The sequence below is a fragment of the Myroides sp. A21 genome, from assembly GCF_000807225.1.
Lineage (GTDB): Bacteria > Bacteroidota > Bacteroidia > Flavobacteriales > Flavobacteriaceae > Flavobacterium > Flavobacterium odoratimimum.
The window spans coordinates 2142885-2158104 of record NZ_CP010327.1 but is presented as its reverse complement, the minus strand read 5'-3'; the positions used below and the strand labels follow the sequence as shown (position 1 = coordinate 2158104).

14 protein-coding genes and 2 tRNA genes are annotated in these 15220 nt (G+C 34.4%); 5 read left to right on the top strand and 11 right to left on the bottom strand.

The window, feature by feature from the left end; all coding sequences use genetic code 11:
- The first annotated feature begins 95 nt into the window (after positions 1-95).
- The 4 genes from MYRA21_RS09815 to MYRA21_RS09800 all read left to right on the top strand — a co-directional run bounded on the left by MYRA21_RS09815 (position 96) and on the right by MYRA21_RS09800 (position 3517).
- Positions 96-779 carry a Crp/Fnr family transcriptional regulator gene (locus MYRA21_RS09815; protein ID WP_006257106.1) on the top strand — a complete coding sequence of 228 codons (684 nt, stop codon included), beginning with the start codon at positions 96-98 and terminating at the stop codon, positions 777-779.
- A gap of 85 nt (positions 780-864) precedes the next feature.
- The gene (locus MYRA21_RS09810) at positions 865-1887 is read left to right on the top strand and encodes a bifunctional oligoribonuclease/PAP phosphatase NrnA (RefSeq protein WP_006260639.1); all 1023 of its coding nucleotides are present in this window, start codon (positions 865-867) and stop codon (positions 1885-1887) included.
- Positions 1880-2431, top strand: coding sequence for a gliding motility-associated peptidyl-prolyl isomerase GldI (gldI, locus tag MYRA21_RS09805; RefSeq protein ID WP_006257109.1), 552 nt, complete (start codon positions 1880-1882; stop codon positions 2429-2431). Before MYRA21_RS09810 ends, gldI begins: the two co-directional genes overlap by 8 nt.
- A gap of 6 nt (positions 2432-2437) precedes the next feature.
- On the top strand, positions 2438-3517 hold the full coding sequence (locus tag MYRA21_RS09800) for a peptidylprolyl isomerase (protein WP_082013831.1): 1080 nt from the start codon (positions 2438-2440) through the stop codon (positions 3515-3517).
- A 208-nt stretch (positions 3518-3725) separates the two neighbouring features.
- Here MYRA21_RS09800 and secA read toward each other — a convergent pair whose 3' ends face one another.
- The 9 genes from secA to rho all read right to left on the bottom strand — a co-directional run bounded on the left by secA (position 3726) and on the right by rho (position 12365).
- Positions 3726-6827, bottom strand: coding sequence for a preprotein translocase subunit SecA (secA, locus tag MYRA21_RS09795; protein WP_006260638.1), 3102 nt, complete (start codon positions 6825-6827; stop codon positions 3726-3728).
- Between the two features lie 90 nt (positions 6828-6917).
- Positions 6918-7139 carry a DUF2795 domain-containing protein gene (locus MYRA21_RS09790; RefSeq protein ID WP_002986941.1) on the bottom strand — a complete coding sequence of 74 codons (222 nt, stop codon included), beginning with the start codon at positions 7137-7139 and terminating at the stop codon, positions 6918-6920.
- A gap of 134 nt (positions 7140-7273) precedes the next feature.
- Entirely contained in the window at positions 7274-7849 is a 576-nt protein-coding gene (locus MYRA21_RS09785; RefSeq protein WP_006260637.1) for a cob(I)yrinic acid a,c-diamide adenosyltransferase, read from the bottom strand.
- 157 nt (positions 7850-8006) lie between these two features.
- Entirely contained in the window at positions 8007-8696 is a 690-nt protein-coding gene (locus tag MYRA21_RS09780; RefSeq protein ID WP_006260635.1) for an ABC transporter ATP-binding protein, read from the bottom strand.
- A gap of 120 nt (positions 8697-8816) precedes the next feature.
- Positions 8817-9305 (bottom strand): hypothetical protein, encoded by a 489-nt coding sequence (locus tag MYRA21_RS09775; protein WP_006260634.1) that lies wholly within the window; start codon positions 9303-9305, stop codon positions 8817-8819.
- A gap of 72 nt (positions 9306-9377) precedes the next feature.
- Positions 9378-9451: transfer RNA gene (locus MYRA21_RS09770), tRNA-Arg, on the bottom strand.
- 52 nt (positions 9452-9503) lie between these two features.
- Positions 9504-9577 (bottom strand) — tRNA-Arg (locus MYRA21_RS09765).
- A 286-nt stretch (positions 9578-9863) separates the two neighbouring features.
- Positions 9864-10193 carry a hypothetical protein gene (locus MYRA21_RS09760; RefSeq protein WP_006257115.1) on the bottom strand — a complete coding sequence of 110 codons (330 nt, stop codon included), beginning with the start codon at positions 10191-10193 and terminating at the stop codon, positions 9864-9866.
- Positions 10194-10454: 261 nt separating this feature from the next.
- Positions 10455-12365, bottom strand: coding sequence for a transcription termination factor Rho (gene rho, locus MYRA21_RS09755; protein ID WP_006260632.1), 1911 nt, complete (start codon positions 12363-12365; stop codon positions 10455-10457).
- A gap of 189 nt (positions 12366-12554) precedes the next feature.
- Here rho and MYRA21_RS09750 point away from each other — a divergent pair, with 189 nt between their 5' ends.
- Positions 12555-12971 carry a DUF4293 domain-containing protein gene (locus MYRA21_RS09750; protein WP_006257117.1) on the top strand — a complete coding sequence of 139 codons (417 nt, stop codon included), beginning with the start codon at positions 12555-12557 and terminating at the stop codon, positions 12969-12971.
- Between the two features lie 41 nt (positions 12972-13012).
- Here the strand turns inward: MYRA21_RS09750 and MYRA21_RS09745 are convergent, their stop codons facing one another.
- The gene (locus tag MYRA21_RS09745; RefSeq protein ID WP_006260631.1) at positions 13013-13525 is read right to left on the bottom strand and encodes a metallophosphoesterase; all 513 of its coding nucleotides are present in this window, start codon (positions 13523-13525) and stop codon (positions 13013-13015) included.
- 52 nt (positions 13526-13577) lie between these two features.
- Positions 13578-14846: a M64 family metallopeptidase gene (locus tag MYRA21_RS09740; protein WP_039328926.1), complete on the bottom strand. Its 1269-nt coding sequence runs from the start codon at positions 14844-14846 to the stop codon at positions 13578-13580.
- Positions 14847-15220: the final 374 nt, after the last annotated feature.

Sequence of the window (15220 nt, the reverse complement as noted above, 5' to 3'; positions counted from 1 at the left end):
TACCAAAGGTCTACGTTTAATAATGGAGAATATATGACATTTATCATAAAAAATCACTATCTTTGTAGAGTTATTTTAACAAAAACTACTTGGTCATGGGCAGATGTGAACAGTGTATTATTAGAGAATTTAGTTCTCTAAAAGCATTAACTAGAGAAGAGCTTTTAACAATATCTGAAACTAAAACTCACTTTATCGTAAAGAAAGGGGAAACCATCTTCAGTGAAGGTGATAACCTTAATGGTGTATTTTGTATCAAGGACGGTTTTTGTAAATTAACAAAACTCAACTCTAATGGTAAAGACACAATTGTTAAGCTTGCTAAGAATGGAGACCTTTTAGGACAACGCTCTATCATTAATGAAGAGACATCTAATCTTACTGCAACAGCGATTGAAGATATGCAAATCTGTTTTATTCCTAAGAAAGAAATGATGGAATACTTCACGGATAACAATAAATTCTCTTTACTTGTAACGAGAGACATCTGTAACCACTTAAAAGATGCAGACAAAGGCTTAGCTGATCACACTCACAAGACAGTTAAAGAGCGTCTTGCTATTATACTTCTAAAACTTGAAGAAGTAGGTGGTATTAATCCAGAAAATAATGCACTGAATATCCAATTATCAAGAGAAGATCTTGCTAATATGGTCGGTACTGCCACAGAAAGCTGTATTCGCTTATTATCAGAGCTTAAAAAGGACGGTATAATAGAATTATCCGGTAAAAAGATTATTCTAAAAGACAAAAACGAACTAAAAGCATTAGCTCAATAATATCATTCATTCTTTAACGTAACTTTTTATCATTTAAACTTAGATATCATTATTTAATATTCTTAAAATAATGTATTTTCGCAACATGATGAATGAAAAATATATAGAGCAACTACAATCTATTTTAAGCTCGCCAAAAAAGATAAGTATTATCCCTCATAGAAATCCTGATGGTGACGCCATTGGCTCTACATTAGGGTTGTACCATATTTTAAAAGCATTAGGACATGACGCATATATTATATCTCCTAATGATTTTCCACACTTCCTTGCCTGGATGCCAGCTAGTGAAAACATTATCATTTTTGATAAAAAAAGAGAATTAGCTAATCAGATTCTTTCTTCTAGTGACTATATCTTCACTTTAGACTTTAATATTCTATTAAGAACAGGGGAGGAAATGGAAAAAGTTCTTGAAAAGATGACTGCTCCATTTGTAATGATAGACCACCACCAAATGCCCGGTGACTATGCTACATTAACCTTCTCTAATCCAGAGTTTGGGTCTACATGCGAACTTCTATACACTATTATACAAGCATTAAAACTAACTCATTTAGTTGATAAAGATGCTGCTACATGTATATACACAGGTATTGTAACTGACTCAGGTTCTTTTAGGTTCCCTAAAACAAATGCCAACACTCACCGTGTTGTAGCAGAATTGATAGACAAAGGAATAGACAACCCTGCTATACACAATGCTTTATTTGACAACAGTAATTACAACAGATTACAATTATTAGGTAAAGCACTCCAAAACATGGTAATCTTGCCAGAATACAATACATCATATATATATCTGACTGATAAAGAACTTAACGAGTTCCAACATCAAAAAGGAGACACAGAAGGTTTTGTTAACTATGGGTTATCAATTAAAGGGATTGACCTAACCTTTTTCTTTATTGAAAGAAAAGATGAAGGCATTGTAAAAATATCACTAAGATCACAAGGCAATATGGACGTGAACCAACTAGCACGTAAATATTTCGAAGGTGGAGGGCATGTAAATGCCGCAGGTGGTAAATCTACACTATCTTTAGAAGATACAATAACTCGATTTACAGACATCATTAAAAAGCATAAAAAAGAATTCTATGTATAAATCTATTCAGTTTCTAAGTATAGCATTATTTGCTGTTTTTGCTACTAGTTGTAATCAAGATAAAGAAGCAAGAAAACCGATATCAAAGTCAAAAGAAAGCATTATACAAAGCTCTGCTTTGAAAAATATGGATATGGTTAAAAGTGAAGAAGAACTCATAAGCCAATACATAGAAACAGATAAAGATAATACATATATCAATTCTAAAAACGGTTTTTGGTACAGCTATCAAGAACGAAAAATACATGACTCTATCAGACCTTCAGAAGGTAATACTGTCATGTACACTTATGAAATAAGCACTTTACAAGACAGTTTATTATATTCTTCTAATGACATCGGAGTACTATCTTATATAGTTGATAAAGAAGACATCCTTCCTATATTAAGACACTCTATCAAGCTCATGAAGAAAAATGAGTCTATCAAAGTACTTAGCCCTTCTATATTAGCATACAGCTATCTAGGCGACAGAAACAAAATAGGTAAAAATCAACCATTAATATTCACTATAGATTTAAAATCAATAGAAAAAAGTAACTAAAATAATATGAAAAAAATGACAAGTTTAATTCTAAGTATTGTAGCATTAGCTGCTTCTTGTACTTCAGCTAAGACAGATTTACCTGATGGTTTATATGCTGATATCAAAACATCAAAAGGTAATATCGTTGTTGAACTAGAATATGAGAAAGCACCAGTAACAGTTGCTAACTTCGTTTCATTAGCAGAAGGTAATAACCCTTTTGTGGACAAACAATATAAAGACAAACCTTATTTTGATGGTATCGCCTTTCACAGAGTAGAACCTAATTTTGTTATACAAGGTGGAGACCCTACAGGTACAGGTTCTGGTGGACCAGGATATGTATTTAAAGACGAATTTGACCCAAGTTTAAAACATGATAAAGCAGGTACTTTATCTATGGCAAACAGCGGTCCTTTTACAAACGGAAGTCAATTCTTTATTACACATAAAGCTACTCCACATTTAGATGAAATGCATTCAGTTTTTGGATATACTGTAAAAGGTCTTGATATAGTTAATGCTATCACTCAAGGAGACAAAATGGAGTCTGTAAAAATCATTAGAGTAGGAAAAGAAGCTAAAAAATTCAACGCAGTCAAAGTGTTTAAAAAATACTTTGAAGACGCTGACAAAGCTAAAAAAGATCAAGCAGACAAAGTAGAAGGTGCCCAAAAAGAATACGCTACTAAATTCGCAGAATTAAAAGCAAAAGCTACTAAAACACACTCAGGTCTATCTTACGTTATCATTAATGAAGGAGAAGGTAAAAAACCTAATATCGGGCAAGATGTAATGATTGACTACGCAGGATTCTTTGAAAACGGACTTATGTTTGATTCAAGTAATGAAGAATTATCTAAGCTATTCGGTACTTTTGATCAAAGAAGAGCTAACGCTAACCAATACATCCCTATCCCTTTTAAATATGGTACTAAAACAGGTTTAATACCAGGTTTCATTGAAGGAATAGAGCAAATGAAAATAGGAGACAAAGCGATTATCTTTATCCCTTCTCATTTAGCTTATGGAGAACGTGGAGTTGGTCCTATCCCTCCTAACACTGATTTAGTTTTCCAATTAGAAATGACTACTGAAAAGTAATATTCCGAGATATTTAAAATTACAAAAAGGATTGACGTACGTCAATCCTTTTTTATTTCCACATACCAGAGCACTCCTTATTTACTCATTTAGCACTGTATAAAACCATTTAATATTCCTAACTACAAAATCTATAGAAACAAAAAAAGACGTGGTTAAAACACGTCTTTTTTATTTCATATATCATCTTATTATGACATATCTATTTTTAAGCTTCAGATACCTCTTCTGCTGGTTGTTCTTGTTGTGGCAAATCTGCTCTAGTCAAGAATGTCATTACCTCTGAATCAATCTCGAAAATAGTCTTTCTAAATAACTCAAATGCTTCGAATTTATAGATCAACAATGGATCTTTTTGCTCATGTACAGCTAACTGTACAGATTGCTTTAATTCATCCATTTTTCTTAAATGCTTCTTCCATGCCTCATCTAGAATAGTCAAAGTAATGTTTTTCTCAAAATCATTAATTAATGACATTCCTTCTGTTGCATAAGCTTCTTCTAAGTTAGTTACGATATTAATCGTTTTAATACCATCTGTAAAAGGAACTACAATACGCTCAAACTGACCTGCATTGTTCTCATAAACATTTTTGATCACTTTAAATGCTTCTGCTGCACTACGTTTACATTTATCTGCATAAGCATTATAAACGATATCGTATTGCTTATTAGCGATAGCAACTACATCACCTTTTGCAAACTCTTCTTCACTAACCACATTGTTCGTACCGAAATTACGGATAATATCAAATTCGTAATTTTTATAGTCACTAGCTAATTTGTTAGTCTCTACAATACGCTCACATAGGTCATACATCATATTCGCGATATCCACTTTAAGACGCTCTCCGAATAAGGCATGCTTTCTACGTTTATAGATTACTTCACGTTGTGCATTCATCACGTCATCATATTCTAATAAACGCTTACGAATACCGAAGTTATTCTCTTCTACTTTTTTCTGAGCTCTTTCGATAGACTTTGTCATCATAGAGTGTTGGATTACTTCTCCATCCTCTAATCCCATTCTGTCCATTAATTTAGCTACACGATCAGATCCGAATAGACGCATTAAGTTATCCTCTAGTGACACATAGAACTGTGAACTACCTGGATCCCCTTGACGACCTGCACGACCTCTTAACTGACGGTCTACACGACGAGAGTCATGGCGCTCAGTACCGATGATAGCAAGACCTCCTAAGTCTTTTACTTCTTGAGAAAGCTTAATATCCGTACCACGACCTGCCATGTTTGTAGCAATAGTTACGATACCTGATTGTCCTGCTTCTTCTACGATTTGAGCCTCTTGTTTATGTAATTTAGCATTCAACACATTGTGTCTAATACCACGCATTTTCAATGATCTACTTAATAACTCAGAAATCTCAACTGATGTTGTACCGATCAATACTGGACGTCCAGCATTTGATAACTCTACCACATCCTCGATTACTGCTTTAAATTTCTCACGTACTGAACGATAAATCTTATCTTCTTTGTCATGACGAGCGATACCTCTATTCGTAGGAATCTCTACAACGTCTAATTTATAAATCTGTAAGAACTCACCTGCTTCTGTAATCGCCGTACCAGTCATACCTCCTAGTTTGTTATACATACGGAAGTAGTTCTGTAATGTAATTGTAGCAAATGTTTGAGTAGCTGCTTCAATTTTCACATTCTCTTTAGCCTCGATAGCTTGGTGTAATCCATCTGAGTAACGACGACCATCCATGATACGTCCCGTTTGCTCATCTACGATCATAATTTTGTTATCCATTACTACATATTCAGTATCTTTTTCGAATAGAGTATAAGCTTTTAATAACTGGCTTAAAGTGTGGATACGCTCACTTTTCACTCCGAAGTCTTGGAACAATACTTCTTTTGCTTCAGCCTCTTCATCCTTAGATAGATTCTGTGCTTCTATCTTAGCGATTTCAACACCAATATCTGGAAGTACGAAGAAGTTTTGATCTGTATCTTTTGATAAGAATTGAATACCTAAATCAGTTAACTGTACTTGATTATTCTTTTCTTCGATCACGAAGTATAACGCCTCATCTACTTTATGCATTTCTCTATTGTTGTCCTGCATATAGTGGTTCTCAGTTTTTTGAAGTAATTGTTTTACTCCTTCTTCACTTAAGAACTTAATTAACGCTTTATTCTTAGGTAAACTTCTATATGCTCTAAACAATAAGAATCCACCTTCTTTAGTATTTCCTTCACGAATTAATTTTTTAGCTTCTGCTAAGAATCCATTAGCTAGCTTTCTTTGCATCTCTACTAAGTTAGCTACTTCTGGTTTTAATTCATTAAATTCATGACGATCTCCTTGTGGTACAGGTCCAGAAATAATCAATGGCGTTCTAGCATCATCAATTAATACAGAATCCACCTCATCCACGATTGCAAAGTTGTGTTTTCTCTGTACTAATTCTTCTGGCGTATGTGCCATATTATCACGTAGGTAGTCAAAACCGAATTCGTTATTTGTACCGTATGTAATATCCGCAGCATAAGCCGCTTTTCTACCTGGAGAGTTTGGTTGGTGATTATCAATACAATCAACAGTCATTCCGTGAAACTCAAACAATGGAGCTTTCCACTGACTATCACGTTTTGCTAAGTAGTCATTCACTGTTACTAAGTGAACTCCATTTCCTGTTAATGCATTTAAGTACAATGGTGAAGTTGCTACTAACGTTTTCCCTTCCCCTGTATGCATCTCTGCAATTTTACCTTGGTGTAATACGATTCCCCCGATTAACTGTACATCATAGTGGATCATATCCCAAGTAACTTGTTTTCCTGCAGCAGACCATGTATTCGCCCAGTGTGCCTTATCATCTACGATAGTTACATAAGGTTTAGTCTCTGCGAAGATTCTATCTTGTTCTGTTGCAGTAACGATTACTGTTTCATTTTCTTTGAATCGACGAGCTGTTTCTTTTACTACAGCGAATGCTTCTGGTAGAATATCCAATAGCAATTTCTCAGAGTTGTTATAAGCCTCTTTTTCTAAGCTATCAATGCTAGCGTAGATAGACTCTCTCTTATCGATATCTTGCGTTTTCTCAATTTCTTCTTTATAAGAAGCGATTTTAGCATCTTGATCTGCTCTAGATTGCTGTATCTTTTCTTTGAAGTAAATTGTTTTCGCTCTTAGTTCATCGTTTGAAAGGCTAGATAAAGCTCCTTCATACGTTTTTATTTTCTCAATTAAAGGCTTGATGTCTTTGATATCTCTTTCTGATTTATCTCCAACAAACACCTTTAATATGCTGTTTATGATACTCATAAATTTATGTGGTTTATTTTTTTATTACTGTCAAATCGTAAAATTAAATAAAAAAAAAGCCTTTTTAGAGGCTTTTTTCTTATCTATATCTTAATACTCATCCTCGTTCCAAAGGTAATCTTCGTCAGTCGGATAGTCTGGCCATATCTCTTCCATTGATTCATAGATTTCTCCCTCATCTTCTATAGATTGAAGGTTTTCTACTACCTCTAGAGGAGCACCTGTTCTAATTGCATAATCAATAAGCTCATCTTTCGTCGCAGGCCATGGAGCATCACTTAGGTAAGATGCTAATTCTAATGTCCAATACATCTCTATTCGTTTTAAATTTTTAATGCAAAAATAATTTTTATTATGAAATTATCAAGCTTTTTTTTATTTATTTCAGCTGTTTTCAAGAACGTAGCTTTTTAAAATCTATAGATTTTAAGAAAAATAACACTTTTTTAGTCTTCTTTTCTTGGAATCCATTTCACTTCTTCAGCCTGTAAATCAAAAGTCAACTTTCGTGCCAACACAAAAAGATAGTCAGAAAGTCGGTTTAAATACTTCAAAACTGACTCGTCTACAGGCTCTGACTCATTCAGACTCACTGACAAACGCTCTGCTCTACGACAAACACACCTTGCGATATGACAATATGACACAGTAGTATGTCCGCCCGGCAAAACGAAATGAGTCATCTGTGGTAATGAATCTTCCATACGATCAATTTCATTTTCTAACAGCTCTATATCAGCCACACTTATTTTTGGAATATTTAGTCTTTCTTTTCCGTTTTTTAAAATTGCTTTCTCTGGATCAGTTGCTAATATAGCTCCCACAGTGAATAATCTATCCTGAATCTCTATCAATACTTTTTTATACAAGGGATTCATCTCTTGATCGCGAATTAAACCGATATACGAATTCAATTCATCTACCGTACCATAACTTTCTATTCTGATGTGATGTTTTGGCACACGTGTACCACCAAATAATGCTGTTGTTCCCTTATCTCCAGTTTTTGTATATACTTTCATAATATTGTCCTTGGTTTAATTAACTCACAAAGTACAACAAAAAAAGAAATGTCTAAAGCTTATTCTCTAACGAAATCTCTATTATTTCTAATCAAAGATCTATTGATATAAGATAAACCTTAATAACACATAAAAATAACTTTCTAAGAACTACGATCTACTTAATACGTTCATCACTCTCTATCACTCCATCTCTAAGTCTGATGATGCGATGTGCATGTGCAGCTATATCTTCTTCATGTGTTACTAGTATAACCGTATTTCCATTCGCATGTATCTCATCGAATAGACTCATAATCTCAACAGAAGTCTTAGTATCTAAATTTCCTGTTGGCTCATCAGCTAATATAATAGCTGGTTTATTCACTAGAGCACGAGCTACAGCTACACGTTGCCTCTGTCCTCCTGAGAGTTGATTAGGATGATGATCTATACGATCACTTAATCCCACCTGATCTAGTACTTCTTTTGCACGCACATTGCGTTCTGCTTTAGAATTACCAGCATATACCATAGGTAGCGCCACATTGTCTAACGCAGTCGTTCTAGGCAATAAATTAAAAGTTTGGAATACAAAACCAATATGCTTATTTCGAATCTCTGCTAATTGATCATCTTTTAGAGAACTAACATCCTTACCATCTAAATAATAACTACCTGAAGTAGGCGTATCTAGACAACCTAAAATATTCATCAAGGTAGACTTACCACTTCCAGAAGGCCCCATTAGAGCAACATAATCTCCTTTTGCTATTTCTAAATTCACACCTTTCAGCACATATACTGTTTCAGATCCCAATTTAAAATCGCGTTTAATATCTTTTACTTGAATAATATGAGTAGACATAATAGATAGTTTAGTTATGCTTTTAGTTCATTATCTTTTCTAATAGTCCGAAAGACTCTTCTAAGATAAATAAATTACTAGAAATAATACATCTACTTACTAACTATCTAACAGAACAAATTACATACGCAGAATAAAATGTTGTTTTAATTGTTCTGATCTAATAAATGCTACACCGTAATAATAGAAATCGATCGTAGCACTGAAGCGCTCATCTAACACAATCTGCTCCCAGAAAACCTCTATTTCTTCTCGTCCCTCTCTTCTATCGATTACAAGGGCGCTATCATTATGCATACGAGTACATACATCAGTTATAGCAATATCGTTAATATTAGACATATAGATCATATCTACTGCTTCAGAAGATTCTTTTAATGATTTAGCACAAGCCACCTCCACAGAGAGTGTCCCATGTACAGCGAGAGACTGGGGCTGATAGTAATTTAGCATGCGCAGTATAAAAGCATCTTTCTTTGCCATTCCTCTCCATCTGCTATCTTTAGGATATAATCCTTTAGTCAATAAATTAAATATAAATGGAGAATGCACCCCATGTTCATTACTTGACTTCCACCAATATCTAAAATAGTTTTCTTTCTTAGCCATCGCATTATAGTAAAGATTCTTCTACAAAAATACATATAAATAAAAAAAGCTTCTCAAATGAGAAGCTTTTAGTGACCGCGGCAGGATTCAAACCTGCAACCTTCTGAGCCGTAATCAGATGCGCTATTCAGTTGCGCCACGCGGCCATTATTCTTTTATTTATTTCTATCACAGTCTTGATTCAAATCAAGACTTTAGTGACCACGGCAGGATTCAAACCTGCAACCTTCTGAGCCGTAATCAGATGCGCTATTCAGTTGCGCCACGTGGCCTATTGCTTAATTGCGAGTGCAAATATAGGACGATATTCCGTAAATACAAACTCAGCAATCAAAAAATATCAATTAATTTTTACCTCTATTTTTTAACTTTCTTACTACTAATCGTTTAATGATCTAAAAAAAAGTAATTTTAACATCTCTTTTATTTGACCTTTTCTACTAAAACCCCAGCTTCTTTCATTTCTCTGGTAATATTTATTTGAATCTATAAGAGAAAAACGCGTCAAAAGTGAGTCTATATCAAATACCACAGACAGTATTAGTGACAACAAAAACTTTAAAAATCTCCTTTAGAGGGAAAATAGTGCAAGAATAATATCGCTGTAATAACGAAAATCATCAAAACAAAATAGAATGGATTACCTGTAAAAAGACCACAGACCAAAAATAACACAGTTGCTACAACTCCTATAAATAAGAAGTCAAAACTCTTTTTATCGATTAAATCATCGTCCCATTCCTCTTCTTCCTCTCTCAACAATTCCTCTTGTTCCCGTTTATACTGAAGATATTCTTCCTTGGTATTAAAACGCTTAATAGAGAAAAACCTTCTAACGATAAAATAGGCTAGTATAGCTACTACTATAAATATTGTTAGTTCATACATAATCTTCTTCTTTTACACCCTATACTCTGACAAAAAACAACTAGATAAAAACCGATACAGCATTCTACTACTATCTTCTCTTTATATCGTCATTTCTTCTGTCATTAAAACTGAGTCAAAGAAACAACTTTTGTTTTATTCTCAAAACATTTAGTATTGAAAATTACGCATTTATATAACAATTAAGAAACTATTTATAAAAAAAAGAGAACATTTATAAATTATAAATGTCCTCTTTTTCAATATACATACAGGTTATTTTTACTTGCTTAATGTTTTTAATACCTCGTCATTATTCGTAGTATTTTTCACATTGTCAATGATAGATGTCATCGCCTCTACAGAGTTCATATCATCTATATATCTTCTAACCATAAGAGCACGCTTAAGCTCCCATTCGTTTAATAATAAATCATCTCTACGTGTACTAGATGAAGTAATGTCTATCGCAGGGAAAATACGTTTATTTGCCAACTTACGATCTAACTGTAACTCCATATTACCAGTACCTTTAAATTCTTCGAAAATCACCTCATCCATTTTAGACCCTGTATCTACTAACGCTGTAGCGATGATACTAAGAGATCCTCCATTTTCTATATTACGAGCCGCTCCGAAGAATCGTTTTGGTTTTTGTAATGCATTAGCATCTACCCCTCCACTTAACACCTTTCCAGATGCTGGCTGTACGGTATTATATGCTCTTGCTAAACGCGTGATAGAGTCTAATAAGATCACTACATCATGACCACACTCTACTAATCTCTTTGCTTTCTCTAATACGATATTAGCTACTTTCACATGTCTCTCTGCTGGTTCGTCGAATGTAGAAGCAATTACCTCAGCATTCACACTACGCTGCATATCTGTCACCTCTTCAGGACGCTCATCTATAAGTAACACGATTAAGTATGCCTCAGGGTGATTAGCTGCAATAGCATTCGCTACCTCTTTTAAAAGAACAGTCTTACCTGTCTTTGGTTGAGCTACGATCATACCACGTTGTCCTTTACCGATAGGAGCAAACATATCCATTAGACGAGTAGAAATAGTACTACTCTTCGCATCTAGATTAAACTTCTCATTCGGAAACAAAGGAGTCAAATGCTCAAAAGACACTCTATCTCTAACAGACTGAGGATCGTGACCATTAATTTTCAACACCTTTACTAATGGGAAGAACTTCTCCCCTTCTTTCGGAGGGCGCACCACTCCTTTTACAGTATCACCAGTCTTAAGACCGAATAATCTAATCTGTGACTGAGATAAATAAATATCATCTGGAGAAGATAAATAGTTGTAATCCGCAGAACGCAAGAATCCATATCCATCAGGCATCATTTCTAATACCCCTTCACTCTCTATAATACCATCAAATTCATAATCAGGTTCTCTGAAATTATTCTTTTTGTTGTTATTATTTCTATTCTGTTGATTGTTATTTCTTTTTTGATTGTCGTTTTCAGACTGTTGAGGAGCAGTATTATCTACAGTAGATATTTCCTCTTTCGCTACAGGCTCTCTATCTGTTGCTGCGGCATTAGTTACTTCAGTAGAAGCATTATTCTTAGGTTGTGACTGTTGCTGACGAGATTTGAAATCACGTTTTTGCCCATCACGTCTATTATTATCAGGTTGTCTCTTTTTGAAATCCCTTCTATTCTCGTTTGTAGAACCTACCTTTTCTTCAGCAGTTGATTCACTTACGGTTTCTTTTTTTTGCTCTTGTTTCGCAGGAGTTTCTTCATTTCTCTGGTGAGTTGTTTTGCGTTGTGTATTATCTGCTAATACACGAGAAGCCTGCTCCACTTTACTCTCTACCTTACCCTCATCCTCATTAGGTTTACCTAGTCTAGGTCTTCTTGATTTCTCAGTAGTAGGAGTTGTATTTTGTTTAACTGTTTTATCTGTTTTTACATCATTGTTAGCCTTATCCACAGCTACTTTTTTAGCTACTGCAGGAGCCTTCTTTTCCTCTAAAGGAGCTTTATCCACAGGTTTAGCTTTTACAGGTGCTTTTTTCTCCTCTGCATTTGTCGCTTGTTGATGTTCTAATATCTGCCCTATAAGTTCGTCTTTTTTCAAAGAAGCCACCTTAGCAATTTTTGCTTTTTTAGCAATCTCCTGAAGATCTGCGACCTTCATTTTTTTTAGTTCGGAAATTTCAAACATATAAATGTTTATAGATTATAAAAATATTGAGTTGTGTAATTTTAAATAAGAATGGAAATTTAAAATAGAATTGCCGTATTATGAAGAACTTACGACAGTACTGATGCAATATTACGAATAAAATTTTATAAACAATAGGTTTTTATAAAAAAGAAACACTATTTTTGTACTTCATACATTTTTACAATTATGTTACAGAGAATACAGACTGTTTATTTGATTCTTGTCTTTATCATTATGGGAGTACTACCTTTTTTCATCCCATTATGGACAAATGGTGCGAATGAACCTATCTATTTCATGATGATGCCTTCATCTACTATCCTATTCGGATTATCTACTGCTCTTACAGTAGTAGCTATTATGGGGTATAAAAATAGAAAGAGACAGTTTGTAATTAATAGATTGAATATAATATCAAACTTTATACTATTAGGATTATTTGTATATCGTGCGCTAACAGTATCTGGAGAAACTGCGGAAGCTATTTCTGAGAAAGGTATTGGGATGTTCCTCCCTATTATTTCTATCCTGTTCCTTGTCTTAGCGAACAGAGCCATTAAGAAGGATGAAGATCTCGTAAAATCTGTGGATCGTTTACGATAAACCTAACATCTTAGTTTATTAGTGCGTTAAAAAAGCCGAACCTATATGAGTTCGGCTTTTTTGTTTTTAGGCCATTCAATAATTTCCATATCCTTTATCGCTCCGTTATCTATCGCAAAACGCAACATCGTACGCACCTGATGAAAACCACTTATACCAGCTGCACCAGGATTTAGATGTAGTACCCCCATCATCTGATCATACTGTACCTTCAGTATATGTGAGTGCCCACAGATATAGATAGCAGGTTTCTCTTGCTTGATTCGCTCTCTTACATTAGCTCTATATTTCCCTGGATATCCACCTATATGGATCATATAGACCTTCATCCCTTCACACTCAAAGAATAACTCTTCAGAAAATTCTAGTCGAGCCTCTTTACCATCTATATTTCCCCATACGCATCTAAGCGGTTTTAGCACCTTTATGGTATCGGTCACTACTAAGTCTCCTATATCTCCTGCATGCCATACCTCATCTGCCTGTCTGACATACTTCAGGATAGACTCATCTATAGTGCCGTGCGTATCTGATAATAATAATATTTTTTTCACCTCTATCTATTTATAATAAGATAGCCTCTCTTAGTGAGAGGCTATACTATGATTACTCTGTATAAAACAAAATTAATTCTTCTATTGCATTCTGACAAACTGGACAGAACTCTGGATACTGATTCGTTTTCATTCTACAGTCTAACGTACCTTTATACACCTTGCGTCCTTCTAGTCCTTCATATACTCCTAGTGGGTATTTCTTACTGTCTTTTTCTAATGTAGGTACTGGAGTTCCCTTTTTAAGCATTTTTTTCCACTTGCTATCGAAGTCTACTAATGTAGTTATATTCTGCTCCCAAGGTTCTGTCTGATTAGAAATTAAATCACTCAACACATCATTAGGGTAAAAATACTCATCTGCTAATCCTGCAAAACTATGCCCAAACTCATGTACTACCACAGGCTTAAAGTCCTTATGTCCTGTAGTCGTCAATGTATAAGAATTATAGATTCCTCCTCCTCCATACACATCTGTATTCGCAAGAATGATAATGTGTTCATAAGGAATACCTGCTAGTACATCGTGTAACTTCTTAATTCTGTTCGTAGTCAAATAACGCTCCGAATAAAAAGTATCAAAATTAGACTCTACAACTGTCTTTTTCCAATCTCCTTGTCTTGGGACACTTACCCCTGAGTCTTTAGAAGCGCTCTGTACAGCAATAAAATTAAAATTATCAGCAAATTTATCGAAAGGCTTATGCGCTAATAATTGTTCTATAGAAACCTTTACAGCATCCATAAATTTCCCCATTTCTTCTTCTTTAAATCCTTCTGCAACGAATACTACATTGATAGCCTTAGCATTGTCTTTCGCTTTATGTACATATTCATGTTTAGTCACATCCTTAGTTCCCTTAGTATGGATTAATATATCTTTAGGATCTACATGATGTACTAATTTATCTTTTTCTTTTCCATCAGCATCAAATAGGATTAGTTCTATACGCACATTATCTTTCGGAAACGGTACTAAGAATACATTCTCAAAACTCTTGGTATTCTTCTGCGCTTCCTCTGTAGATAACCACTCTTGGAATAGTGTACTGAAGCTATTGGTATAGATTAATGTATTTGTTTGCTCATCGTATACACGTACTTGTCCATTTCCTTTTAAGGCATTCTCTCCTAAGTTATGCGTACGCCCAGCCCATGAAGGCAAAGAAATTAATTCATCTAATAAGATAAATTGTCTCTCGTTATTTCCTCCGAATACATAATCTAGACGCAATGTTTTGTCTTCAAAATATTGATTAAAATCCTGTGCCTGTACATAAGAGCCTATACACAAGCTCAGTAATACTAGTAGTTTTTTCATTATTAATATAGTTAGGTTAATTGGGTTAATTACTTGTCACAACAAGTCAAGTCGTAAAAATAAACATATTTCTAAACTATCTCTTGCTTTTAACGTTGTTTACTTCAGGTCGATTTAATTGACCTCTCTTTAGAACTAATTTTTCTAATATGAGCAACACAAACTTATCAGAACCCTTCCACTAATCCACCGTTCACACTAGAATTATACATATTAAATACATAATTATAACAGATCGAAAAAGGGATTTTTTTTGAGGTGGTCGCATAGTGGTCGGATAGTGATCGCATAGTGGTCGCATAAAAAAGGGCTAAAACTATGCGACCACTATGGCATCAAACCACGATCACTATTCTAGCAATACAGCTCTAAAT

Excerpts from the sequence above, each read along its gene's own strand:
- MYRA21_RS09815 (WP_006257106.1), top strand. The coding sequence starts at position 96 with ATGGGCAGATGTGAACAGTGTATTATTAGAGAATTTAGTTCTCTAAAA.
- MYRA21_RS09810 (WP_006260639.1), top strand. The coding sequence starts at position 865 with ATGATGAATGAAAAATATATAGAGCAACTACAATCTATTTTAAGCTCG.
- gldI (WP_006257109.1), top strand. The coding sequence starts at position 1,880 with ATGTATAAATCTATTCAGTTTCTAAGTATAGCATTATTTGCTGTTTTT.
- MYRA21_RS09800 (WP_082013831.1), top strand. The coding sequence starts at position 2,438 with ATGAAAAAAATGACAAGTTTAATTCTAAGTATTGTAGCATTAGCTGCT.
- secA (WP_006260638.1), bottom strand. The coding sequence starts at position 6,827 with ATGAGTATCATAAACAGCATATTAAAGGTGTTTGTTGGAGATAAATCA.
- MYRA21_RS09790 (WP_002986941.1), bottom strand. The coding sequence starts at position 7,139 with ATGTATTGGACATTAGAATTAGCATCTTACCTAAGTGATGCTCCATGG.
- MYRA21_RS09785 (WP_006260637.1), bottom strand. The coding sequence starts at position 7,849 with ATGAAAGTATATACAAAAACTGGAGATAAGGGAACAACAGCATTATTT.
- MYRA21_RS09780 (WP_006260635.1), bottom strand. The coding sequence starts at position 8,696 with ATGTCTACTCATATTATTCAAGTAAAAGATATTAAACGCGATTTTAAA.
- MYRA21_RS09775 (WP_006260634.1), bottom strand. The coding sequence starts at position 9,305 with ATGGCTAAGAAAGAAAACTATTTTAGATATTGGTGGAAGTCAAGTAAT.
- MYRA21_RS09760 (WP_006257115.1), bottom strand. The coding sequence starts at position 10,193 with ATGTATGAACTAACAATATTTATAGTAGTAGCTATACTAGCCTATTTT.
- rho (WP_006260632.1), bottom strand. The coding sequence starts at position 12,365 with ATGTTTGAAATTTCCGAACTAAAAAAAATGAAGGTCGCAGATCTTCAG.
- MYRA21_RS09750 (WP_006257117.1), top strand. The coding sequence starts at position 12,555 with ATGTTACAGAGAATACAGACTGTTTATTTGATTCTTGTCTTTATCATT.
- MYRA21_RS09740 (WP_039328926.1), bottom strand. The coding sequence starts at position 14,846 with ATGAAAAAACTACTAGTATTACTGAGCTTGTGTATAGGCTCTTATGTA.